Source organism: Psychrobacter sp. TB15 (assembly GCF_000511655.1).
GTDB classification, from domain to species: domain Bacteria; phylum Pseudomonadota; class Gammaproteobacteria; order Pseudomonadales; family Moraxellaceae; genus Psychrobacter; species Psychrobacter submarinus.
Genome location: NZ_AYXN01000042.1, coordinates 204,278 through 227,962, shown reverse-complemented (window position 1 = coordinate 227,962; position 23,685 = coordinate 204,278). Strand labels below are relative to the sequence as shown.

Annotated in this window: 22 protein-coding genes; 20 read left to right on the top strand and 2 right to left on the bottom strand. The window is 40.7% G+C overall.

Annotated features, from left to right (window positions below; all coding sequences use genetic code 11):
* Nucleotides 1–9: 9 nt before the first annotated feature.
* The gene (locus tag W234_RS0112550) at nucleotides 10–612 is read right to left on the bottom strand and encodes a LysE/ArgO family amino acid transporter (RefSeq protein ID WP_037059835.1); all 603 of its coding nucleotides are present in this window, start codon (nucleotides 610–612) and stop codon (nucleotides 10–12) included.
* A gap of 152 nt (nucleotides 613–764) precedes the next feature.
* Here W234_RS0112550 and W234_RS0112545 point away from each other — a divergent pair, with 152 nt between their 5' ends.
* From W234_RS0112545 to W234_RS0112535, 3 genes are all read left to right on the top strand, one after another.
* Complete coding sequence (locus tag W234_RS0112545; RefSeq protein WP_227501947.1) at nucleotides 765–1,523, top strand: hypothetical protein; 759 nt, start codon at nucleotides 765–767, stop codon at nucleotides 1,521–1,523.
* A 65-nt stretch (nucleotides 1,524–1,588) separates the two neighbouring features.
* Nucleotides 1,589–2,212, top strand: a complete 624-nt coding sequence (locus tag W234_RS0112540) for a hypothetical protein (RefSeq protein ID WP_025647178.1) — start codon at nucleotides 1,589–1,591, stop codon at nucleotides 2,210–2,212.
* Between the two features lie 115 nt (nucleotides 2,213–2,327).
* Nucleotides 2,328–2,873 (top strand): hypothetical protein, encoded by a 546-nt coding sequence (locus tag W234_RS0112535; protein ID WP_025647177.1) that lies wholly within the window; start codon nucleotides 2,328–2,330, stop codon nucleotides 2,871–2,873.
* Between the two features lie 178 nt (nucleotides 2,874–3,051).
* Here W234_RS0112535 and rluB read toward each other — a convergent pair whose 3' ends face one another.
* Nucleotides 3,052–3,969 (bottom strand): 23S rRNA pseudouridine(2605) synthase RluB, encoded by a 918-nt coding sequence (rluB, locus tag W234_RS0112530; RefSeq protein ID WP_025647176.1) that lies wholly within the window; start codon nucleotides 3,967–3,969, stop codon nucleotides 3,052–3,054.
* Between the two features lie 277 nt (nucleotides 3,970–4,246).
* Between rluB and W234_RS0112525 the strand changes: the two genes are divergently transcribed.
* The 17 genes from W234_RS0112525 (at nucleotide 4,247) to W234_RS0112445 (ending at nucleotide 23,678) form a co-directional block, all read left to right on the top strand.
* Entirely contained in the window at nucleotides 4,247–5,353 is a 1,107-nt protein-coding gene (locus W234_RS0112525) for a polysaccharide biosynthesis/export family protein (protein ID WP_025647175.1), read from the top strand.
* A 12-nt stretch (nucleotides 5,354–5,365) separates the two neighbouring features.
* Nucleotides 5,366–5,797 (top strand): low molecular weight protein-tyrosine-phosphatase, encoded by a 432-nt coding sequence (locus tag W234_RS0112520; protein WP_025647174.1) that lies wholly within the window; start codon nucleotides 5,366–5,368, stop codon nucleotides 5,795–5,797.
* A 73-nt stretch (nucleotides 5,798–5,870) separates the two neighbouring features.
* A complete protein-coding gene (locus W234_RS0112515) occupies nucleotides 5,871–8,072 on the top strand; it encodes a polysaccharide biosynthesis tyrosine autokinase (protein ID WP_025647173.1) in 2,202 nt (733 codons plus the stop codon).
* Nucleotides 8,073–8,124: 52 nt separating this feature from the next.
* Nucleotides 8,125–10,083 (top strand): polysaccharide biosynthesis protein, encoded by a 1,959-nt coding sequence (locus tag W234_RS0112510; protein WP_025647172.1) that lies wholly within the window; start codon nucleotides 8,125–8,127, stop codon nucleotides 10,081–10,083.
* A 57-nt stretch (nucleotides 10,084–10,140) separates the two neighbouring features.
* Nucleotides 10,141–11,154, top strand: coding sequence for a UDP-glucose 4-epimerase GalE (galE, locus tag W234_RS0112505; protein ID WP_037059832.1), 1,014 nt, complete (start codon nucleotides 10,141–10,143; stop codon nucleotides 11,152–11,154).
* 36 nt (nucleotides 11,155–11,190) lie between these two features.
* Nucleotides 11,191–12,468 carry a Vi polysaccharide biosynthesis UDP-N-acetylglucosamine C-6 dehydrogenase TviB gene (gene tviB / locus W234_RS0112500; protein ID WP_025647170.1) on the top strand — a complete coding sequence of 426 codons (1,278 nt, stop codon included), beginning with the start codon at nucleotides 11,191–11,193 and terminating at the stop codon, nucleotides 12,466–12,468.
* A gap of 23 nt (nucleotides 12,469–12,491) precedes the next feature.
* Entirely contained in the window at nucleotides 12,492–13,535 is a 1,044-nt protein-coding gene (locus W234_RS0112495; protein WP_025647169.1) for an NAD-dependent epimerase/dehydratase family protein, read from the top strand.
* A gap of 10 nt (nucleotides 13,536–13,545) precedes the next feature.
* Nucleotides 13,546–15,345, top strand: coding sequence for an ABC transporter ATP-binding protein (locus W234_RS0112490; protein WP_025647168.1), 1,800 nt, complete (start codon nucleotides 13,546–13,548; stop codon nucleotides 15,343–15,345).
* 34 nt (nucleotides 15,346–15,379) lie between these two features.
* Nucleotides 15,380–15,853 carry an NAD-dependent epimerase/dehydratase family protein gene (locus W234_RS14905; RefSeq protein WP_025647167.1) on the top strand — a complete coding sequence of 158 codons (474 nt, stop codon included), beginning with the start codon at nucleotides 15,380–15,382 and terminating at the stop codon, nucleotides 15,851–15,853.
* 150 nt (nucleotides 15,854–16,003) lie between these two features.
* Nucleotides 16,004–17,002 (top strand): UDP-N-acetylglucosamine 4,6-dehydratase (inverting), encoded by a 999-nt coding sequence (pseB, locus tag W234_RS0112480; RefSeq protein ID WP_025647166.1) that lies wholly within the window; start codon nucleotides 16,004–16,006, stop codon nucleotides 17,000–17,002.
* Nucleotides 17,003–18,163: a UDP-4-amino-4,6-dideoxy-N-acetyl-beta-L-altrosamine transaminase gene (pseC, locus tag W234_RS0112475; protein ID WP_025647165.1), complete on the top strand. Its 1,161-nt coding sequence runs from the start codon at nucleotides 17,003–17,005 to the stop codon at nucleotides 18,161–18,163.
* Between the two features lie 4 nt (nucleotides 18,164–18,167).
* Nucleotides 18,168–19,217 (top strand): glycosyltransferase family 2 protein, encoded by a 1,050-nt coding sequence (locus W234_RS0112470; RefSeq protein ID WP_025647164.1) that lies wholly within the window; start codon nucleotides 18,168–18,170, stop codon nucleotides 19,215–19,217.
* Complete coding sequence (gene pseF, locus W234_RS0112465) at nucleotides 19,214–19,900, top strand: pseudaminic acid cytidylyltransferase (RefSeq protein WP_025647163.1); 687 nt, start codon at nucleotides 19,214–19,216, stop codon at nucleotides 19,898–19,900. The genes W234_RS0112470 and pseF overlap by 4 nt, the downstream gene beginning before the upstream one ends.
* Nucleotides 19,897–21,003, top strand: a complete 1,107-nt coding sequence (gene pseG, locus W234_RS0112460; RefSeq protein WP_025647162.1) for a UDP-2,4-diacetamido-2,4,6-trideoxy-beta-L-altropyranose hydrolase — start codon at nucleotides 19,897–19,899, stop codon at nucleotides 21,001–21,003. Before pseF ends, pseG begins: the two co-directional genes overlap by 4 nt.
* A 2-nt stretch (nucleotides 21,004–21,005) precedes the next feature.
* A complete protein-coding gene (locus tag W234_RS0112455; RefSeq protein ID WP_025647161.1) occupies nucleotides 21,006–21,653 on the top strand; it encodes a formyltransferase family protein in 648 nt (215 codons plus the stop codon).
* Nucleotides 21,646–22,689 carry a pseudaminic acid synthase gene (pseI, locus tag W234_RS0112450; protein ID WP_025647160.1) on the top strand — a complete coding sequence of 348 codons (1,044 nt, stop codon included), beginning with the start codon at nucleotides 21,646–21,648 and terminating at the stop codon, nucleotides 22,687–22,689. The genes W234_RS0112455 and pseI overlap by 8 nt, the downstream gene beginning before the upstream one ends.
* A 59-nt stretch (nucleotides 22,690–22,748) precedes the next feature.
* Nucleotides 22,749–23,678 (top strand): glycosyltransferase family 52, encoded by a 930-nt coding sequence (locus tag W234_RS0112445; protein ID WP_025647159.1) that lies wholly within the window; start codon nucleotides 22,749–22,751, stop codon nucleotides 23,676–23,678.
* Nucleotides 23,679–23,685 lie beyond the last annotated feature (7 nt).

Here is a 23,685-nt window from a genome sequence, read left to right as displayed (position 1 = left end):
TGTAAAATGCTAACTGTTGTATAAATGCCACGCTAGATACAGCATCAGTATTCCGACTAAGGCATCGAGTATATTCCAAGCCTTAGGTTTGGCAAATAATGGCCGTAATAGCTGTGCACCATAGCCTAGCGCAAAAAAGAACACAAAAGAAGCGCTGACGGCTCCTAGAGCAAAGGTGAGTTTGCTACTAGCACCGGTTGAAACCATACCCACGAGCACCAAAGTATCTAAGTAGACGTGCGGATTGAGCCAAGTAAAGCCAATGCAAAGTAGTAGCGCTTTTTTAAGGCTGCCTACTGCTTGGCCTTCGGTCGTCAAGGCATGAGATAGTTTTGCGCTAGCATATAGGCTTTGCAGTCCATAACCGACTAAAAATACCACACCTGCGAATTTTGCGATAGTCACCACTTGCGGGAAACGAGCCGTTACCGCGCCAAAGCCTGCGACGCCCGCTGAAATCAGCAATGCATCACTGACAGCGCAGAATAGACAAATAAGAAACACGTGCTCGCGTTTAAGGCCTTGTTTGAGGATAAAGGCGTTTTGTGAGCCAATAGCTATAATCAGCGATAAGCCTAGAAAAAACCCAGACAAATAATCAGCAATATTCATAAAGAGTGGCTTAGTTTTTTACTATAATTGGTGACGTTTGCTTACTGGAAGATGGCAAAAAAGCTGTTAAGATAAGCTATTCAAAAGTCGAATGCAATAGCGTAAGTGCGCTTTGAGCGGGTAGATTATGAGCGATTAGGGAAAGGCAAGTTATGGTAATAAGTCTGGCAAGAATGCTACAGTCATTTGGGCAAGAGCAAGATGACCTGCCGACTTCGGCTGCCAAAAATGTACAAAAAGCAGCAAGTAACGTGAATCAAGATGATACTGCTGCTGACAGTAGTGCTAACAATAGCCGTAAACATATTGAAGCGTTATCGCCGCTTACTGAGCCTAAACGCGCTGAGCGTATCTGTGCTGCATTGGCACAAGTTAATGATATTGGTACGCCAACGCCGCTGACCGATCGCTATTTGGCGAACCGCGCTCAGTGGCGCTCGCCCAATCGACCTCCTTTTGACCCCGATACCTTGTGGTATCTCAAACATGGACGCTGCCCGATTATGACCGAACTTGTCGATGTGGTTGATGAGGCCACCCTAAACGCTATGCCTATCGAGGCGGTGGCTATTCTTGATCGTATTAATGGCAAGCTCAAACGCTACCGTGACTGGAGCGATGAGCTGAATGAAGAGCAACAGCAGCATAATGAGCGCCAGTTCGTCATCGATAAACTGGTGTCCGAGAGCATCCCAGAAGCGCTGCATCATTATGAGCAACTACTGCGCTTTAGTCCGCATCGAACCAGAAACACTATGGTGCAAGGGAGTATGACGGCAGGTGATATGTTGACTGATCTGTTTTTGGAGATTGATTACGAGCTTGATGAGCTCCTTGATGAGCTGCATCAAACCGTGCTCAATCGCTTGGCATCGACTCATCGCTATGTCAAAAGCCGCACGCAAAGCTAAGCTGTATTTACTAACATAGTAAGCAAAATACAGATAATTTTTCCACCTTTTATAAGGATACCGCCATGACTCAAGTAACCGCCATGTTTGTGATGTTCATCCTCTACGGTGTGCTACCGGCAGCAGGATTGTATCTGGGTTACCGCGGTATCAAAAAAGTAACGGCGCCAAAAATGCTTGAGTACAAGGCGATGCCGCAGCTCGGTTATATTCCTGAAAAGAGCTTACCTACTGAGGTCAAAACCTTACTTGATAAGATTAATCAAAAAGGTGAGAAGCTACGAGTCATCTACGGCGATACCAATAACGATGGCAAAATTGATGATACGGATACGGTGACCGAAACTTATATCATGATTCAAAACTTGATGGACAAGCATATCCCGCAAGCGGTAGCCGACTACCGTCGTCTCCACGATTTGGATGGTCAGCGCGCCGATACCACTAAGATAAAACACTCTGGTGTCACGGGTAAAGAGGCGCTGTTAGAGGTGCTAAATACAGTAGATCGTCAATTCGATGACTTACTCGATGCATCTTATCATCAAGACGGGCAAAAACTACTAGTGACCAATCGCTACTTACAGCAGCGTTTCGATGCTCCTACTACTAGTAATAATACTAATAGAGCGCCAAATATAGTCATAAATGAGCAAGCGCTAAGTGATAAAAGCGAGTCGCAAGTTTAATTATTAATTTGGAATTTTATTAATCGAGTTTTTAGATCTAAATATAAACTTATTAATAGGCATAGTTTGCAAAAGCAGCGGCAAAGAGTAGTAAGAAAATAGAAGGCTAAATGACATGAGTGTACTGATAGGCGTAGGCATTGCGACTACTGTCGGCGTCATTTACATTGGTAAAAAAGGCTGGCAGGCGCTGCACAAAGCAGTTGGGATTAGCCCTGGCGTGTTGGTTTATCAAGACCCTAATCAAGCGCTAACACCTAAAGATATGCGCTGGCGTCAGCTTACTTTGGATCCAAAGCACTTAGCAACTTTAACGCAACAGCAGCTGCGACAGCTACAAGCTATCGACGATAGGGTAGCGGTATATAGCGATTATCAGCAGAGCTTAGCGCAGCAAAAAATCACCGCCACTATGACCGAGCAGCAGTTTGTGCTGCATAAGTTACTACACACAAGACTGCCGGAGATGCTAGCCAGCTATTACCATCTGTTTAAGCAAAATAATAAAACCGAAAATAGCAAGCAAGTAGAGGCGCGGCAGTTACTGCAAGCAATGTTGGATAATATTGAATCAAGATTAGAGTCTTTACTCGAACAAATGCGAAGCCATCATCTGCAAGATCTACGGGTGATGAAGCAGTATATGGATAGCCAAAGTTAGCTTATGCTGCAACTTCTGTGAGGTGCGTTCCACGTACCATTGGCTAGGTTTTTCTCAATAATCGGTGCGCAGGGCGCACCTTACGTGAGCTAAAATCATAACCTACAAAAAGAATGGCCATTGATATTAAATATCAATGGCCGTTTTATTTTGTCTAACCTAACTTGATAAATTTGTTTTAACGATTGCTATTACGGCTACGACCTTTACTAGCAGGGCTGCCACTACGCTTAGACTTAGCGTTATTATCATTGCTCTCAGATCTACGGTTGTCACTACGTCGCGCTTTTAGCGGTTTACTTCTAATACGCTTTTGCTTCTCTTTAGCTGCACCATGCAGACCGGTACCCTGACGCGGGCGCAAGCTAACTAAATCAGTCAAAGTGTTAATGTCTTTTTTGTCTAATTCAATATGACGACCTGTACGCAGCTCTTTGGGTAGATCGATAGAGCCGTAGCGCGTACGTAATAGGCGGCTGACTTTTAGACCCTGCGACTCAAATAGACGGCGCACTTCGCGATTACGTCCTTCTTTAAGCTTGACGTGATACCATTTATTCACGCCTTCACCGCCGCCTTCCTTAATATCTTCAAACTGCGCCATACCATCTTCTAGCATCACGCCAGAGGTTAAGGTACGGGCAATCTCAGGCGTCACTTCGCCTAGCACTCGTACCGCATATTCACGAGTGATTTCATTCGATGGATGCATTAAGCGATGCGCCAGCTCCCCATCATTGGTAAATAATAGTAGTCCAGTTGAATTAATATCCAACCGACCGACCATTACCCAGCGGTCATGAGTCAGTTTTGGCAAGCGCTCAAACACAGTTGGACGACCCTCTGGGTCATTAGCGGAACAAATCTCGCCCTCAGGCTTATAATAAGCAATGACGCGGCGGCGCTTTTCATTTTCGCTGGTGTATTTGATCTGACGACCATCAACGCGAATCTCATCACCTGGGCTGACGCGATCGCCAATAGTCGCAGGGCCATTATTGACCGTGACGCGCCCAGATTTGATGACTTCTTCCATCTGCCGGCGTGAGCCAAGGCCCATACGGGCGAGTGCTTTTTGTAGTTTTTCATCTTTCATAATATATCCTTGAATCGGGTGAGTGTGTACATTTCTCAATGTAAAAAGTTAGATTGGCTATTTTACGCTACTTTGAACGACAAAGCAGTAGTCAGCGACTATAATATCTGCAAACTAGTGTAGATAAAAGTGAACAAAAATAATAACAATAGATGAAATTTTAACCAATTATGTTATTATGGCTTTTTTTTATAGTATAAATGCCTTACTAAATTAGTAGTATATCGTTGTTATCTATACTTTTTATCTGTCATCATGCTCTATAAAGGTCTTCATTATGCGCCAATCCTTTAAACTGTTAAGCACCTCGGGCTTATTGCTCATGACTTTATGGTCTGCAGGATGCGCGACGACGACGATCAATTCAGGCTTACAAGCAGGTGATTTGCCGCCAGTAGGGGACTTCACTGCCGAAAATGGTTTACAGTTTAATATTCAGCCGCTCAACTTAGCGACCTTGCCGCCTCCGCAAGTCAGCCGTCCTACAAATGACATTTATCAGTTGATAGCGAGCTCCACTAAGAAACAGTATCGTATTTCTCAAGGTGATATCTTAGCTATTAATTTAGTGGGTTATCCAGATATGAATATCGCCTCATCTGGAGGTGGTAATAGCCCGGCATCTGCAGGATACCCAGTAGATCAGCAAGGCTTCGTGCAGTTTCCGTTAGTCGGCAGAGTTAAGGCCGCAGGATTGAGCGTACCGCAATTTACCGCCTCCTTGCAAAGTCAACTGCAACGCTATCTGAAATACTCCGATCCACAAGTAAAGATTATCAATTACCGCGGTAATAAGTTCTTTATCGATGGTGAAGTCAAACAGCCTGGCGAGTTTGCTATTGATGATGCGCCTGTATCACTATATAGTGCGATCTCTAAAGCAGGCGGCGCGACAGAGACCGGCGATTCAAACAGTATCGTGCTAAACCGTAATGGCCGTAATTATAATATCGGTCTAAGCGATCTACGGCAGATAGGCGCTTCGGGTAATCAGATCTATATTCAAGACGGCGACTCTATTCATGTTAATAGCCAAGATCGAAACACTGTCTATGTCTTAGGCGAGTTTGGTCAAATTGAGCCGGTGCCTATCTTGGAGCAAGGACTGAGCTTAGCGCAAGTCTTAGGCAGATCTAAAGGTCTGAACTCTGCTACTGCTAATGCGGCCAAAGTATATGTAGTCCGTGACAATCCAAACTATCAGCGTACCAACATTTATTATGCTGATATGCAAAATCTGACTAGCCTCGCACTGGCCAATCGCTTCGAGATGCAGCCTAATGATATTCTCTATGTGGATCCAACTGGCCTGACGCGTTGGAACCGTGTGATCAGTGCATTGCTTCCTTCTACATCAGCAATTAGAAGCGTTTCAATCTTATAGGTGGCAAATATTATGGCATTTGATAATATTTTGGTGGTTTGCGTAGGCAATATTTGTCGCAGTCCTATCGCTGAGGCGGCTCTTACGCAGCAGTATCCTAATAAGACAATCGACTCTGCTGGGCTCTCTGCTGTAGTCGGTAATGGCGCTGATCCTAACGCTTTGGCAGTGATGTCAGAGCTCGGCATAGATATGTCTGCGCATATTGCCAAGCAGATTGACGAGACGCTAGTGAAGCGCGCGGATTTGATCCTGACGATGTCTAATAATCAAAGCAAATGGATTGAGGATCGTTGGCCGCATTGCCGCGGTAAGACTTTTCGTATTGGGCATTGGATTGACAAAGACATCGCTGATCCATATCGCCATGATCTTGCTGTGTTTGAAAAGGCGCGGCAAGATATCTTTGATAGCCTAAAACCTTGGGCTGATAAAATTAGCTAACGGCTTACCCCTAATTAAGTGATATCGAGTTACTGATATTGAGCTACTAATCTAAGATGATGAACCCAAAGTTATGACTATAGATTCACAAAATAGTGCCAAAACGGCTGTCGAAAAAGAAGACGATGAAATCGACCTAATGGCGCTACTATTAGCGTTATTGCGTGGTTGGAAGACTATACTGTTTTTTGCCATACTGGGGCTATTGATTGGTATCTTATATAGTCGCTATGTCAATCCGACTTATAAATCTGAAGCTCTCATACAGATCGATGAAAAATCATCAGGGGTATCAGCGCTTGGCGGCGATATCTCAGAGCTAATCGGCGCTGAAGATAGTAAAGCGCAGGCGGAAGCTGAATTGATCCGTTCTCGGATGATCTTAGAGCCCGTGATTAACTCGCTACATCTGCGTATCCGTCTGGCTGATCCTGAAGTAGGCGCTATAGATAGAATCGTCAATGACCGTACAAATACTGCTATACATACGCCAGAAGGAGTGTCCCTAACTACGACAGACGGTCAAGCCAATATCAGTCAATTTAATGTCTCGCAAGGCTATCTAAATCAGCCATTTACTCTCACTCGCTCTGAAACGGGTTTTACGCTTAGCAATGAGCTTGATGAGTTTAAAGGTCAGCTGAACCAACCTCATCAGTTCAAAGGGGCGGATGGCCAGATCCAGATTACGGTAAACGATTTACCTGATAATCATGCTATTAGCCTGACTAAGCAATCATTACAAAAGACTACCAATACGATAAATAGCGCGCTATCGGTAGTTGAAAAGGGTCAACAGACTGGTATTATTGAACTGTCCATGACAGGTAATAACCAGCAACAGACTAGTCTTATCCTTGAAGAGATCGTCTTATCTTATGTGGGTCAAAACCAGTCTCGTGGCACTGAAGATACCACTAGAACGCTTGAGTTTATGGAGACTCAAATTCCGGTATTGAGAGAAAAATTAGAAGACTCTGAGGCAGAATTCAATGAGTTTCGAACTAAGTACGGTACCATCGATGTCAGCCAAGAAGCAGAGATTTTATTAGCAGAAAACTCTCAAATTGACACACAGCTCAGTGAGCTTAAGCTAAAAAAAGCAGATCTCACAACGTATTACACTGACGAGCATCCATTAGTTATTCAAATCAATGAGCAAATAGCTGTATTGAATGCTCGCAAGCAAAAAATTGATAATACCATTGCCGGCCTACCAGAAGTGCAGCGTGAGTTCTTAAAGCTATCACAAGATACCGAGATAAATAGAGAGATCTATTTAAATCTACTTAAGAACTATCAACAGCTACAAATAGCAAAAGCAGGTCAAAAAGGCTTTGCGCGTATTATTGACTTGCCTATCAACACCTTTGATGCTATCGCCCCTAAAAAGCTACAAATCATGATCTTAGCGCTATTATTAGGTGGCATGCTAGGAACTATGTTAGTGCTGCTTAAAAACTTATTACGAAACGTGGTTAAAGATCCTGAGCGCCTTGAAGCTAAGACCGGTGTACCAGTCATTGCGACTGTTCCGCGCTCACCACTGTTAACCAGACTACGAAAGAATAAGAAGTCACCAAATCGTCTGTTGGCCCATGCCGATAACAATAGCCTGAGCTACGAGGCGATAAAGAGTTTAAGAACGAACTTAATGTTTGGTATGCCAGTAGTCGGCAAAGTCGGTGAACGTGCTAAAGTCATCTTAATCACCGGTGAGAGCCCAGGGGTAGGTAAATCGTTTATCTCTGCTAACTTAACTGAAGTATTTTCGCAACTCGATAAAAAGGTGTTGATCATAGATGCGGATATGCGCTTAGGTGAACTACATAGAATGTTCGATATGACGCCTGATAATGGTTTAGGAGATTACTTAGCGCAGCAGGGAGAGTTAGCAGCGGCTATACATCCGACCTCTATAGATAATATCGACTTTATGCCGCGTGGACAGCATCCTAAGAACCCATCATCCTTACTCTCAGGTGATAAGTTTGAACAGATGATGACTGAGCTCAATGAGCACTACGATTATATTATTATCGATTCGCCGCCTATCTTAGCTGCTTCAGACGCGATGATTATGTCGCATTACGCGGATAAAGTACTGATGGTCACGCGCTATGATCAATCGGTAGAAGGGCAAGTGGCTTATGCGATCAAGCAGATGCATAAGGCCGATATCCAAGTCGATGGCATCGTCCTTAATGATGTACAACAAGGCCTAATGAGTAAATATAGTTATCACTATAGCTATGCCTATGGTAATAATAGCTAACTATGGTTTTGTGAATATTTAACTAAGCCTATAAATAAAATAGTTGTCCATTATGTCGATAGAGTCTAAGCCTACTAGCGCTCAGCAGCACCAAGAAGCGACCAGTTGGTCGCAACGGGTTGCTGAGTATCTACTAGCGCTACCGCGCAGCGCTAAGCAAGCTATCTTGATGACGGCTGACTTTATGATGTCAGCGGTATGCTTATATTTCGCCATTGCAGCACGCTATGGTTATATGGGCAATCATATCAGCCCAGTTGCGCTATGCTTTTATGCATTAATCCCGGTGATTGGTTTATACCTTATAGGCTTTTATAAAGGTGTTGCCCGTAGCTTTTTTGATTCAGCGATGGGCAAAGTGCTACAACTGTTCTTATTGCTGATCGTCATCGCGCAAGGGGCTCTTTATCTTGATCTGATACCCGGTATGCCGCGTGCCGTACCTATTCTATACTTGTTTTTATTCTTTATTTGGCTTTGGAATAGTCGTTTAACTATTCGCGAGCTACTTGCACGTTGGCAAGGTCAGCGGCCGCAGCGTCAGCTCAATGATGACTCTGATAATGTCATCATTTATGGTGCAGGTGAGGCAGGTAAAGAGCTGCTAGAGGGCCTTAGAAACTCTCATAAGTATAATGTCGTGGCTTTTGTTGACGATGATGTTCAGCTTACCGGCGCTTATGTGTTAGGCAAGCGCATCTATGGTGCTGATGAGCTAGTGAAAGTCGTATCTAAGCTTGATATCTCTCAAGTGTTCTTAGCTATTCCTTCTATCAGCCGTGCTAGCAAGCGGCAAATCATCGACAAGCTAGAAGGCATCTCGATTAAAATCAAAGAGCTACCAAGCCTAGAAGAGATAGTCGATGGTAAAGTCACTGTCAGTAGTATGCGCAAAGTCGATATCTTAGATGTACTAGATCGGCAGACGGTCGAGCCTGATGAGCGCTTATTGCGGCACAATATCACTGATAAATGCGTACTGGTCACTGGTGCCGGTGGCTCTATCGGTAGCGAATTGTGCCGGCAAATTATCATAAATAAGCCCAAAGTTTTGGTACTCTACGAGCTATCTGAGTTTGCGCTCTATAGTATCCATCAAGAGCTGATCGCTCGAGTCGCTAGCAAAGACATCTATCAAGGCATCGAAGTCATCGCAGTGATCGGTAATGTCACTAATGAAGCCAATCTACTACGTGTACTCAAACGCTATCAAATCCAGACCGTCTATCACGCCGCTGCTTATAAGCATGTGCCTATCGTCGAGCATAACCCTTTTGAAGGTGCAATAAATAACAGCAAGGGCACGTATCACTGTGCTCGCGCCGCTATCGAAGCGAAGGTTGAGACTTTTGTCTTGATATCCACTGATAAAGCAGTAAGACCGACTAATGTTATGGGTGCGACGAAGCGTTTAGCGGAATTAGTTTGTCAAGCACTGAGCCAGAAAAATAACCCTAATAACAATCATACCCTTATCAGTATGGTGCGCTTCGGTAATGTATTAGGCTCGTCAGGCTCAGTAGTGCCGGTATTTACCAAGCAAATCGCGCAGGGTAAGCCTATTACTGTGACCCATCCAGATGTCACACGTTACTTTATGACGATCCCTGAAGCGGCAAACTTAGTGATTCAAGCAGGGGCAATGGCAAAAGGTGGGGAAGTGTTTGTCCTCGATATGGGCGCACCAGTAAAGATTGTTGATCTCGCGCGCCGTATGATTCAATTAAGCGGCTTTGAGGTAAAAGACGAAGCCCATCCCTATGGAGATATCGAGATCACCTATACTGGACTACGCCCAGGAGAGAAGCTCTATGAGGAGCTCATAATCGGTGATGACAATGTTGAAGACACCGACCATCCGCTGATCATGCAGGCGATGGAATCTAGCTTTCCTTTGGCGGATATAGAAAAGACATTGAACGAGCTTGCGCAAAGAGCGCAGAACTATGATGTTGATTGGCTCAAACAAGAGTTTCGCTATTTTGTCGCAGGGTATCAATCGGTTTCATAATCAAACATTTTAGTAAAACTCTTCGAAAACAGAATTAAATTTTATAAGGTGCTTTCTATGATTCTATTAACAGGTGGAGCAGGCTACATAGGTTCCCATATGCTACTGAAATTACTAGAATCGAATCATAAAGTAGTTGTTTTAGATAACCTATTAAATAGTAGTTACGAGTCTATCAAGAGAGTCGAAGCTCTAAGTAATAAGCAGTGTATATTTATTGAAGGTGATATAAGAGATAGTGAATGCCTGAATAGTATTTTTGATAAATATAATATCGACGCTGTCCTCCACTTTGCAGGTCTAAAAGCAGTAGGTGAAAGTACCGAAAAACCATTGTTGTATTTTGATAATAATATTAGCGGAAGCCTACAACTATTAAGGTCTATGCAAAAATACAACGTAAAGAAAATAGTATTCAGCTCTTCTGCTACCGTATATGGCGATCCAGACGAATTACCAATTTCTGAAGAATGCCCTATGTATATGCCTACGAACCCTTACGGCTATACAAAAATGGCGGTAGAGCAAATGCTAATGCAGGTAGTAGAGTCTGATCCTACTTGGGCAGTAGCTACGTTGAGGTATTTCAATCCAGTTGGCGCACATGAGAGTGGCATGATAGGTGAAGACCCTAATGGCACTCCCAATAATCTTTTGCCCTATATCGCTCAGGTTGCAGTTGGTAAAAGAGATAAACTCTCTGTTTATGGTAATGATTATGCTACCCATGATGGGACAGGTATACGCGATTATATACATGTTATGGACTTGGTTGAAGGGCACTTAAGAGCATTAGATTATATAGTTAACAATCTAGGATACCATGTATGGAATCTAGGAACTGGTAGCGGCCATTCTGTTTTAGATATGGTGAAAGCATTTGAAAAAGCCAGTAACACTAACATCCCCTATCAAATTGTAGAGAAAAGAGCTGGTGACATTGCTAGTTGTTATGCTGATGCGACTAAAGCTCATCAACAACTAAATTGGTTTGCCCAAAGGTCTATTGAGGACATGATGAAAGATACTTGGCGATGGCAATCTCAAAACCCTGATGGTTATACTAATTAGTAATATCGATTGATAGATACTATACAGAGAAAACTTATGCACAATATTAAAAATTCGAAAATTGCGGTCATCGGTCTTGGATATGTAGGGCTACCATTGGCAGTTGAATTTGGTAAGCATCACTCAGTTGTCGGCTTTGATATTAATACTGATCGTATAGCTGAACTAATATCAGGTACAGATCATACTTTAGAAATAAATAATGAAGAGTTATCTCAAGCAACACATTTGAGTTTCAGTTCAGAAATAGCGGATCTCCAAGAATGCAATTTCTTTATAGTGACTGTACCTACGCCTATCGACGATTATAAGCAGCCGGATCTGACCCCTTTGATCAAAGCATCAGAAGCTATCGGTAGTCTACTTAAAAAAGACGATATTGTCGTTTATGAGTCTACTGTGTACCCTGGCGCAACTGAAGAAGTATGTATTCCAGTATTGGAGCATGTTTCTGGACTTATCTTTAATCAGGACTTTTATGCAGGATATAGTCCTGAGCGTATCAACCCAGGAGATAAGGAGCATAGAGTTACTAATATTTTGAAGGTAACTGCAGGTTCTACACCTGAAGTCGCAGACTTCATCGATAGTGTTTATAACTTGATTATTACCGCTGGTACACATAAGGCATCAAGCATCAAAGTAGCAGAAGCGGCAAAGGTGATCGAAAACACCCAAAGAGATGTCAATATTGCCTTAATTAATGAGTTAGCCGTTATCTTTAATAAAATGGGTATCGATACTCAAGCGGTCTTAGAAGCAGCTGGCACCAAGTGGAACTTCTTACCTTTCCGTCCAGGTCTCGTCGGTGGTCACTGCATCGGTGTAGATCCTTATTACTTGACTCATAAAGCGCAAGCGATTGGTTATAATCCAGAAATTATATTGGCCGGTCGTCGCTTGAATGACAGCATGGGTGAGTATGTGGTCACGCAGTTGGTCAAAACCATGATTAAAAAGCGTATTCAAGTTGAAGGTGCCAAGGTATTGGTCTTAGGGCTGAGTTTCAAAGAAAACTGTCCTGATGTGCGTAATACTAAGGTTATAGATATTGTCCATGAGTTAGAAGAATATAATATTGAAGTTGACGTTTATGACCCTTGGGTAGATAAAGCAGAAGCTGAGCGTGAGTATAATATTACGCCTATCAGCAAACCTACTGTAAATAACTATGATGGTATTATCTTAGCCGTCGCGCATAATGAGTTCGTCGATCTAGGTATCGAGCAGATTAGAGCGTTTGGAAAGAATGAACACGTGCTTTACGATTTAAAGTATGTTTTCACTAAAGAAGACACTGATATCCGCCTATAAATTTATAAAAAATACGGAAAGTAATGGTTATGACGTTAACTGCATATGAAAAAATTAAAGAGTCGCTAATTAACGAGCCAAAGACATGGTTAATTACTGGGGTAGCGGGGTTCATTGGTTCTAATTTACTTGAAACTTTACTATTACTAAATCAAAAAGTAGTCGGTTTAGATAATTTTGCGACGGGTTTTCAGCATAATTTAGATGAAGTACAGGGTTTGGTCAGCAAAGATCAGTGGCAGAGCTTTACCTTTATAGAAGGTGATATTCGTAATTTAAATGACTGTCAGACAGCATGTACAGGCGTGGACTACGTACTGCATCAAGCAGCCCTAGGTTCGGTGCCACGCTCTATCGCTGACCCTATCAATACCAATGATACCAATATCTCAGGCTACTTAAATATGCTCGTAGCAGCTCGTGATGCTCAGGTAGCTAGCTTTACCTATGCGGCGAGTAGCTCAACGTATGGCGATCATCCTGCGTTACCAAAAGTCGAGAATGCTATTGGCAATCCGTTATCACCCTATGCGGTAACTAAATATGTCAATGAGCTATATGCAGATGTATTCTCACGTACTTATGGCTTTAAGACCATTGGTCTGCGTTATTTCAATATCTTTGGTAAACGCCAAACACCAGATGGTGCCTACGCAGCGGTAATACCAAAGTGGACGGCTGCTATGATCGCAGGTGATGCAGTCTATATTAATGGTGATGGCGATACCAGTCGCGACTTTAACTTTATTGAAAATGCAGTACAAGCTAATATTTTGGCAGCGACTGCTACCGAAGAAGCCAAGAACCAAGTATATAACGTGGCAGTTGGTGGTCGTACTACCCTTAATACACTGTTTTCAGCACTGAAAGAACATTTAAGTGCTAACGGAGTTAGCTATACTCAAGAACCAGTCTATCGAGATTTCCGTGAAGGAGACGTGCGTCATAGTCAGGCTGATATTAGTAAGATACAAGGTGCACTAGGCTATGCGCCACAGTTTGATATTATTCAAGGTATTGAGAAAGCGATGCCTTGGTATGTTCACTCACTTCAAAATAAACTGTAGATGAAATTATATGTTAAGCGTCATAAAAGAGCTATTTTCTTTACTTTCTGAGAAGCAACGTAAGCATTTTTACATATTACAGTTTCTAGTCATTCTTATGGCCTTTACAGAGCTACTAGGGATTGCTTCTATTGCTCCCTTTATGGCATTAGTAGGTGATACGAGTTTGCTACAACAGGAAGGTATTTATTCTAAGCTATATCAGTTTTCGGGGATAAATAGCCCTGTTGACTTTGTATTTGCTGCCGGTTGTCTAGTGCTTTTAATGCTTACAATATCTACTATAGTGTCTATGCTCACTACTTGGCGTTTAGCGGTGTATGGGGCAAGCGTGGGTACAGAACTTGCAGACCGCCTATATTCTTACTATATGCAGCAGTCTTGGCTATTTCACGCCAGTGGTAGTAGCGCCCAGCTTACCAAGCAAGTATCTACTGAAGCTAATAGAATCAGTGGAGGTATTATTCAGCCTTTGATGAGTCTTAATGCTAAGTTAGTATTGGCCTTATTTATCTCAGTAAGTATCTTTATCTACAACCCTATTATTGCTCTAGCAGGTATATTTGCCTTTGTTTTAGCCTATATGATTATGTACAAGCTCGTGCGTAAGTCCCTTATACTTAATGGGCGTAGACTATCAGAAGTTTCTACGCAAAGATTTAGATTAATGAATGAAGGCTTTGGTGGTATTAAGGATGTATTGCTATTAGACCGTAAGTATGACTTCATAGATAGGTTCACAGAGGAAGGTGGGTTGCAAGCTCGCGCGCAGGGAACGAATAATACGATTAGCCTAGTGCCAAGATTTTTTGTTGAGCTGCTGGCTTTTGGAGCTATGATTAGCTTAGTACTCGTCTTAATAAAAAGTTACGATGGAAATTTAGGGCAGGTGCTTCCGGTATTAGCTATTTATGCATTAGCTTGTTTTAAACTACTGCCTGCTTTACAGCAAATTTACTCTAGTATTACGCAGATTAAAGGGAACTCAGCAGCCTTTGAAGCTGTTAAAGAGGATTTACAGCAATCGAAAATAACTAAGAATGAGCTCAATGAAAAAACAGTATCTCCAAAACTAAAGTTTGAGCAGCAAATTAAACTTGATAATATTACTTTTGCTTATCCCAACAAAGAGAATTACGCTCTCAATAATGTCAGTATCTTTATTCCTATTAATCATGTGATAGGCATCGTGGGCTCTTCCGGCTCAGGTAAATCTACTTTAATCGATATCATTCTGGGTCTACTGCCTCCTCAATCTGGTCACATTTATATTGATGACACGCTTATCACTGAAGATAATATAAGGGGCTGGCGAAATAACTTAGGTTTTGTGCCCCAAAGTATCTTTTTGAGTGAAGGTAGTATTGCTGAAAATATTGCTTTTGGGATATCCGCTAATGAAATTGATTATAGTCAAGTGCTGAAGGCTATTGAGCTGGCACATTTAACTGAACTGGTTGAAGAGTTACCTAAAGGACTTCATACCAGAGTGGGTGAGCGTGGAGTACAACTTTCTGGCGGTCAGCGCCAGCGCATTGGTATTGCTCGAGCCCTTTATAATCAAGCAGATGTTTTAATATTTGATGAAGCGACCAGTGCGCTTGATGGTATCACTGAGAAAATAATCATGGATGCTATTCATGATTTTAGTGGCCAAAAAACTATTATTATGATTGCCCATCGTCTAAAAACAGTTCAGAAGTGCGACACCATCTATCTAATGGAAAAAGGTAAAGTCGTTGACCAGGGCACCTACCAACAGCTTGTAGATAACAACCCTAAATTTAGAGAGATGGCAGAGCATTCTTAGCTTCCTATAATAGGGCATATATAAAGGTTTAATCATGAAAATATTAGTTACAGGTGGCGCAGGCTTTATCGGCTCTGCTGTTATCCGCCATATTATCCATAATACGGACGACGAAGTCTTAAATATTGATAAATTAACCTACGCGGGTAATTTAGAATCTCTCAAAGAGATTGATCAAAATCCAAGATATACATTTCAACAGATTGACATTTGTGATGCAGAGGCGGTAGAGAAAGCTTTTAATCAGTTCAAACCTAACCTAATCATGCATTTAGCCAAAGTTGGCAAAGTTATTACCATAACTAACTCTTTAAATGATTTAACATTTAAGCAAGACTATCAAATAAATACCTTCAATAGCCCGACGTTAGAAAGCGCAATAGATATGGCAATTGAGTCAGCAAATATAGACGATTCGGAGCGACTTAGTAGTTATTCGGCATCGATTAAAACAAAGCATACTATGTCGTTTAAAACGCTTAAAAATTATTGGAAAAATTTTGACTAAAGCCTAATAAATAAATGCTTTTTAAAGTTGTTGTATATCAATAGATAAGCTTAAGTAGCTGAGCTTTGGAAAGCTAATAAATATTTTAATTCTTAAATATCTCGTAAATATGAGTTGCTTACAACATAACTACGCTAAAGGAATTTCTAAATGTTAAGTAATAGTACTATTCTGATCACCGGCGGAACAGGTTCATTCGGTAACACTTTTGTTCCCATGGTGTTAGAAAAATATAACCCTAAAAAAGTTATTATTTTTTCACGTGATGAAATGAAACAATGGGACATGGCCAAAAAATTTATTGGGGATGATAGAGTCCGCTTTTTTATTGGTGATGTTCGTGACAAAGAGCGCTTATATCGTGCATTAGATGGAGTGGATTATGTCGTTCATGCGGCTGCAACAAAAATTGTACCTACAGCTGAATATAATCCTTTTGAGTGTGTAAAAACCAATATCAATGGCGCTATGAACTTAATTGATGCTTGTATTGATAAAGGTGTTAAAGGAGTTGTTGCGCTATCGACGGATAAGGCCAGCAGTCCAATTAATTTATATGGTGCGACCAAACTAGCATCAGACAAACTATTTGTTGCAGGTAACTCATACTCTGGTGAACATGGCACTAAGTTCTCAGTAGTGCGTTATGGTAACGTGATGGGTTCACGCGGTTCAGTCATCCCTTTCTTTATGTCTATTAGAGACAAAGGCGTATTGCCTATTACTGATAAGCGTATGACCCGCTTTATGATTTCGTTAGAAGATGGTGTGGAATTGGTTTGGCATGCTTTTGAAGATATGGTCGGTGGTGAGATATACGTCAAGAAGATTCCATCAATGAAGATGACTGATTTGGCTCGCGTTGTAGCTCCAGAAGCCAAGCAAGAAACCATTGGCATCCGTCCTGGCGAAAAACTTCATGAACAAATGATCAGTGCTGAAGACGCCTATTACACCTACGAATATCCAGAGCATTTCAAGATTTTACCCACTATTAATCATTGGGCAACTGATCCTAAACGCATTAAAGACGGTAAACGTGTACCAGAAGGTTTTGTCTATGCTAGCGATAACAACTCTGAATGGATGAGTGACGAGCAACTTCAAGAGTGGATCGAAATCAATCGTGAAAAAATCGGGAGCATCTAAATGATTCCATATGGTCGCCAAGATATTAGTCAACAAGATATTGATGCGGTAGTTGAAGTATTACAATCTGACTTCTTAACGCAGGGACCTAAGGTGCCTGCTTTTGAGAAGTCCGTTATGGATGCCTGTAACGCTAAGTATGCAGTAGCGGTTAACAGTGCAACCTCTGCCCTACATATCGCTTGTCTCGCATTAGGACTTGCTAAAGGGGACTGGTTATGGACAACACCTAATACCTTTGTGGCATCTGCTAACTGTGGCTTATATTGTGGTGCCCAAGTGGACTTCGTTGATATCGATCCTCGTACTTATAATATGTCTGCCAAGGCTTTGGAACAAAAGCTTATTATTGCAGAACAAGAAGGTACACTGCCTAAAGTCGTCATTCCTGTTCATTTTAGTGGACAGCCCTGTGATATGGCAGCCATTCATGCCTTATCTCAGAAATATGGCTTTAAGGTTATTGAAGATGCTTCTCATGCTATCGGTGGTAAATATAAAGACGAGCCTATCGGCAATTGCCGTTATAGTGACATCACTGTCTTTAGCTTCCATCCTGTAAAAATCGTAACCACTGCTGAGGGTGGCATAGCAGTTACGAATGATCCTGAGTTAGCGGAGCAGTTAAATCTGTTACGCAGCCATGGTATCACTCGTGATGAAGGCTTAATGACTAAACCTGCTGATGGACCCTGGTATTATCAGCAAATTGAGCTTGGTTATAATTACCGCATGACGGATATGCAAGCTGCCTTAGGCGTTTCGCAAATGCAGCGCTTAGATGAGTACGTTGCTAAACGCCATAATTTAGCTGAGCGTTATAATCAGTTACTGAAAGACCTGCCTATTACATTACCTTGGCAGATTGAGGACAGCTACTCAGGTTTGCATCTATATGTGATTCGTTTGCAATTAGATAAGATATCCAAAACCCATCTTGAAGTATTTAATGGTATGCGTGAAGCAGGCATCCTGGTAAACCTTCATTATATTCCAGTACACTTGCAGCCTTATTATCAGGAAATGGGCTTTAACGAAGATCAATTCCCTGAAGCTGAGCAGTACTATAAAGAAGCCATTAGCTTACCTATGTTTCCAACCATGACTGAAGATCAGCAAAATCAGGTTGTCTCTAGTCTAAAATCTATTCTAGAGGCTTAAAACAATGTACTATTTATCAATAATTATACCTTTCCATAATTCTGAGGATAAATCTAAGAGACTTCTATCAACTCTATCTAGTATAGAAGATAATGGAATAGAACTAATATTAGTTGACGATGGTTCGACTGATAGTACACTGACTGCTTTAGAAGAATTCAAAGAGAGTTGTAAGGTTAATGTTATTGTTATAGCCCAAGAAAACAAAGGCCCTGGTGGAGCAAGAAACGCTGGGCTAAAAGTAGCTAAGGGTCAGTATGTTTGGTTTGTTGATTCAGATGATGACATTAAACCAGAAGCATTAGAAGAAATAAAAAGCTTAAGTCTTGAAAGTTATGATTTGATTGCTTTTAATCACTCTAATAATAACGAAACCCATAATAGTATGCGCCTTAAAGAGGGTGTTTATAGTGATCAAGAATATATGCCCGAGACCCTTCTTTTAAATTTTGGATGGATATGGACAAATATCTTTAAAAGAGACCTTCTAATTAATAATGGTTTATTTTTTCCAGAAAACTGTATATATGAAGATGGTCCAATGACTTTTTTCATATATCCATTTTTTATAAAAACATGCTATAAATCGGATACTGTTGCATACACTCATAATACTGAATTCGACTCTATCACAAGAGGTAATGAATACAGCCCAAGGAACTTTGATAGACTTTTTACTCCAGTAGTATGCTTCAAAGCAGCTCGAAAATTGACTAATAATAAGGAACAATTACAGCTACTAGAAACTAAGTTTATTAATTATACTCTTTTTGGAAACGTTAGTATCTTCAACTCACTTAAGCCTTCCAAAAAATGGCTAATCACACATAAAATAATGCGATACTTTAGAGAAGTATCTACCGAATTAAACCTTACACAAAATCATATATCACTTCTAGAAAGTAAAAGCTTAAAATTCAAAACTTACTTTTTATTTCACTGGTATTTATCATACCTACAATTAAACGACCAAACTGCTTACTTTCTAGAGAACCGAGATCTCTCATGGGGTAAACCTATAAAGCTTTTAGGATTACTGGAGCCTCATCAATGAAAGTAGCTATTATTCCAGCAAGAGGCGGTAGCAAACGTATTCCACGAAAGAATATTAAAGAGTTCTGTGGAAAACCAATGATAAGTTACTCTATTGAAGCAGCTATTGAATCTGGCTGCTTTGACAGAGTTATTGTCTCTACGGATGATACTGAGATTGCAGAAGTAGCGCAGGCGTATAATGCAGAAGTTCCTTTTATTAGACCGGAAGAACTTTCTAATGATCATGCAGGTACCATTCCTGTAATACAGCACGCTGTTAACTGCTTAATTGAGCAGGGTAGAACTCCTGAATTTGTTTGCTGTCTGTATGCTACTGCACCCTTTATAACGCCGGAAGCAATAAAACAGGGTTTACAGCAGTTAGAAGATACGAACGCTGCGTATGCTTTTTCAGCGACCAGCTATGCCTTTCCTATTCAACGGGCCTTTAAAATTAAGTCCTCTCTTGGCGTAGAAATGTTTGAGCCACAACAGTTTAATACTCGCTCACAAGACTTAGAAGAAGCTTATCATGATGCTGGGCAGTTTTACTGGGGTACTAAAGAGGCTTGGCTAATAGAAAAGATTATCTTTGGCTCGGAATCTACACCTGTTATTTTGCCTAGACATCGGGTTCAAGATATTGATACTCCTGAAGACTGGCAACGTGCTGAGCTATTGTTTAAGGCCATGCAACTATGAATGTAGTTTTTCGCTGCGACGCCTCCATTCTAATAGGCACCGGTCACGTCATGCGCTGCTTAACCCTTGCTGATGAGTTAGCTCGTCAGGGTGCTAAATGCTATTTTATATGTCGTGAGCATGAAGGCAATCTTATAGATCTTATTACTAAAAAGGGTTATAAGGTTTATAAGCTTGATGCAATACCTCTAAATAATAGCAACAAGGGTGAAGCGGAGTCTACTCTATTTCATTCAGAATGGTTAGGAACAAGTCAAGCTGAAGACGCTAAGCAAACTATAGATATCGTTAGTGATATAGAGCCTAAATGGCTTATTGTTGATCACTATGCACTAAACGATTATTGGGAACAAAAGTTTAGACCTCATTGTGACAGTATATTAGTAATTGATGATTTAGCAGATAGAAAACATGACTGCGATGTCTTATTAGATCAAACATTTGGTCGTAACAGGCAGGATTACCAGGGCTTAGTTCGAGATCACTGTAAAGTTTTATGTGGTACTACTTATGCACTGTTACGCCCAGAGTTTTCTAAATGGCGTCAATACAGTTTAGAACGTCGAAAAAATAATACTTTAGAGCATATATTAGTTAACTTGGGTGGTGTGGATAAAGATAATCTAACGTCAAAGATGCTAGATACATTAAAACAGACCCCTCTATCTGATTCATGCAAAATCACTGTGGTAATGGGCTCAACCTCTCCCTGGATAGAGGCGGTTAAGAAGAAAGCTGAACAACTGCCTTGGCCTACGGAAGTAAAAACAGGTGTTTCTAATATGGCTGAGCTAATGGCGAACAGTGACTTAGCTATTGGTGCTGCTGGATCTACATCTTGGGAGCGGTGTTGCTTAGGCTTGCCTACTCTCATGTTAGTTTTAGCGGAAAATCAGCTTCTAATTGCTAAAAATTTAGAAGACGCAGGCGCAGTATCTCTGGTGAAGTTAAATAACGGTTCCATAACTGACTTAAGCGTAGGTTTTATTAGCAAGGAAGATAACCTTCTTAAAATGAGTGAGGCAGCCAGCTTAATTTGTGATGGATTAGGTGCGCAAAGACTCTTAAAGTTATTGTCTAATACTGCTAAGGATAAAATTTAATAATGAAAATCAGTTTTTTATGTAGTGATTCAGAGCATCCGGTTAACACATACTTATACAACTGGATTAAAGACAATACTGATAAGCATACTATTGAATTAGTTAGGAAAAAAAGTGAGCTGAGCGGAGGTGATATCTTATTTCTTATTTCTTGCTCAGAAATTATTAATAAAGAAGATCGTTCTTCTTACAACAAAAGCCTAGTCCTTCATGCCAGTGATCTTCCGAAAGGAAGAGGATGGAGTCCACATATATGGCAAATCATTGATGGTTCCGATGAAATAACTCTCACCCTTTTAGAAGCTGCGGATAAGGTTGATAGCGGAAACATATGGAAGAAAATAAAGTTTAAAATACCGAATCATGCATTATGGGATGAAATCAACCATATACTTTTTGATAAAGAGATTGAACTAATAGATTTAGCCGTACAAAACTTTGAATCTATTGCTCCCACTCCGCAAAGCTCTGATATACAACCAACTTATTATCCAAAACGGACTCCGTTAGATAGTAAAATAGATATATCTAAAAGCATTGAAAGCCAATTTGACAAAATAAGAGTATGCGACCCTAGTCGGTTTCCAGCTTATTTAGAAATTCATGGTAAAAAATTTAAATTAACGTTAGAGAAAATAGACAATGAATAATATTAATATTAACGGCCGTATTATCGGTCTAGACACACCTCCATATATAATTGCTGAAATGTCTGCTAATCATAATGGTGACTTCAATGCAGCTAAAGACATTATTGCAGAAGCGAAAAAAGCAGGTGCAGATGCTTTAAAAATACAAACGTATACGCCTGATACAATAACCTTGAATTCTGATTTACCAGACTTTCAGATTCATGGTGGTCTGTGGGATGGGCGTACGCTTTATGAGCTTTATCAAGAAGCACATACACCTTGGGAGTGGCATAAACCCTTATTTGACTATGCTCGTGAGTTAGATATCACTATGTTTAGCTCGCCTTTTGATAATACGGCTGTAGATTTATTGGAAGACTTAAATGCACCAGCTTATAAGATCGCTTCATTTGAAGCGATTGACTTGCCTTTAATACGATATGTGGCGAGTACTGGTAAACCAATGATCATATCAACCGGTATGGCTGATGCTGAAGAGATACAAGAAGCAATTGAAGCAGCTCGTTCTGGAGGCTGTAAAGAGCTTGCTATCCTACACTGTGTTAGTGGTTACCCTGCACCGGCAGAAGATTATAACTTACGCACTATTTTAGATATGAGAGAGCGTTTTGGCTTAGTTACAGGCCTCTCTGACCATACTATTGATAATACGACAGCAATCACTAGTGTGGCACTAGGTGCGTCTATTATAGAAAAGCATTTTACGCTTAATCGTGACGGCGGTGGTCCTGATGATAGCTTTTCTTTAGAACCTAAGGACTTAACCGCTCTATGCCGTGATAGTAAGACTGCGTGGCAAGCTCTTGGTAAAGTAGACTATGGGCGCAAAGCAAGTGAGCAAGGCAACATTAAATTTCGTCGCTCGTTATACTTTGTAAAAGATTTAAAAGCTGGGGATATTATTACTGAAGATGCAGTGCGTAGTGTGCGTCCTGGGTTTGGGTTGGCTCCTAAGTTTTTGGATGAGGTTATAGGGAAGCGATTGACTAAAGAAGTGTATAAAAACACGCCAGTAAAATTAGAATGCTTATAGTTAATTGTTAATACACTAACAATATTAAATAAATCTAAGTTATTTAGAGTAGGAGCTACATGAGGGCCTTAGTAATTATTAGAACACCATTTCAAGCATGGTTAGTAGAAAAAGTTTTAGAAAAAGAGTGTATTAAAATTTTCGATGTTCTATATTTTACTCAAAATAACTCTAAAGAAGATGGTTTTTACTATGAAAAACTTTCTTTGAAAGCTAGAAATTCAGAGTATGTTTTTGTACCTTCTCAACGGTTTAGTATACTGTCGGCTATAATGTTCAAAATCAAATCGAGAGCCTGGTATAAATCATCAAATTATAATCAATTGCTCTTTGCGAGCATTGATGCGTTTTTTATTAATTCTTTAGCAAATGCTTATCCTAATGCACAATTGATAACTTTTGATGATGGGACTGCAAATATAAATCCTAATAGTATCTATCACGTAGAGAGTAATAATCTGAGGATTTTTCTCTATAGATATTTTATGAAAGCTTTGCCGCTTATACAATTAAAGCAAAAAATTAGTAGGCACTACACCTTATATAGGGATCGAGAGAATATAGTAGAATCAAATAGGCTTCGCTATATAGAAGGATGGACTGAAAAATTATCTAGAAATATTAATGAAAGTAAAATATATTTTCTAGGTGCACCCTTTGAAGAGGTTATGAATCTACAAGAAATAGATAGGCTTGAGAAGTATGCCAGAGCTCTAGAAGTAGACGCGTATGTTGCTCACCCAAGGGAGAAAAATCTACTTAATCTGGGTGCTAAACTTCTAGATAAAAGAGGTAGGATTGCTGAAGAAGCGATAATATTAGATGCAAAAGATGCTTCTATAGTATTAGTTGGTCTGTTTAGCACAGTTATGCTCAATATAGGACCTCTTTGTAAAGAGTGTATAGTACTACTTCCTAAAGGCGCTCCTAAAACCCCTGAGCTATTTGAGTTAAGTAAAAAAGCAGGATGCACACCAATTTTAATTTAAGGAAGTC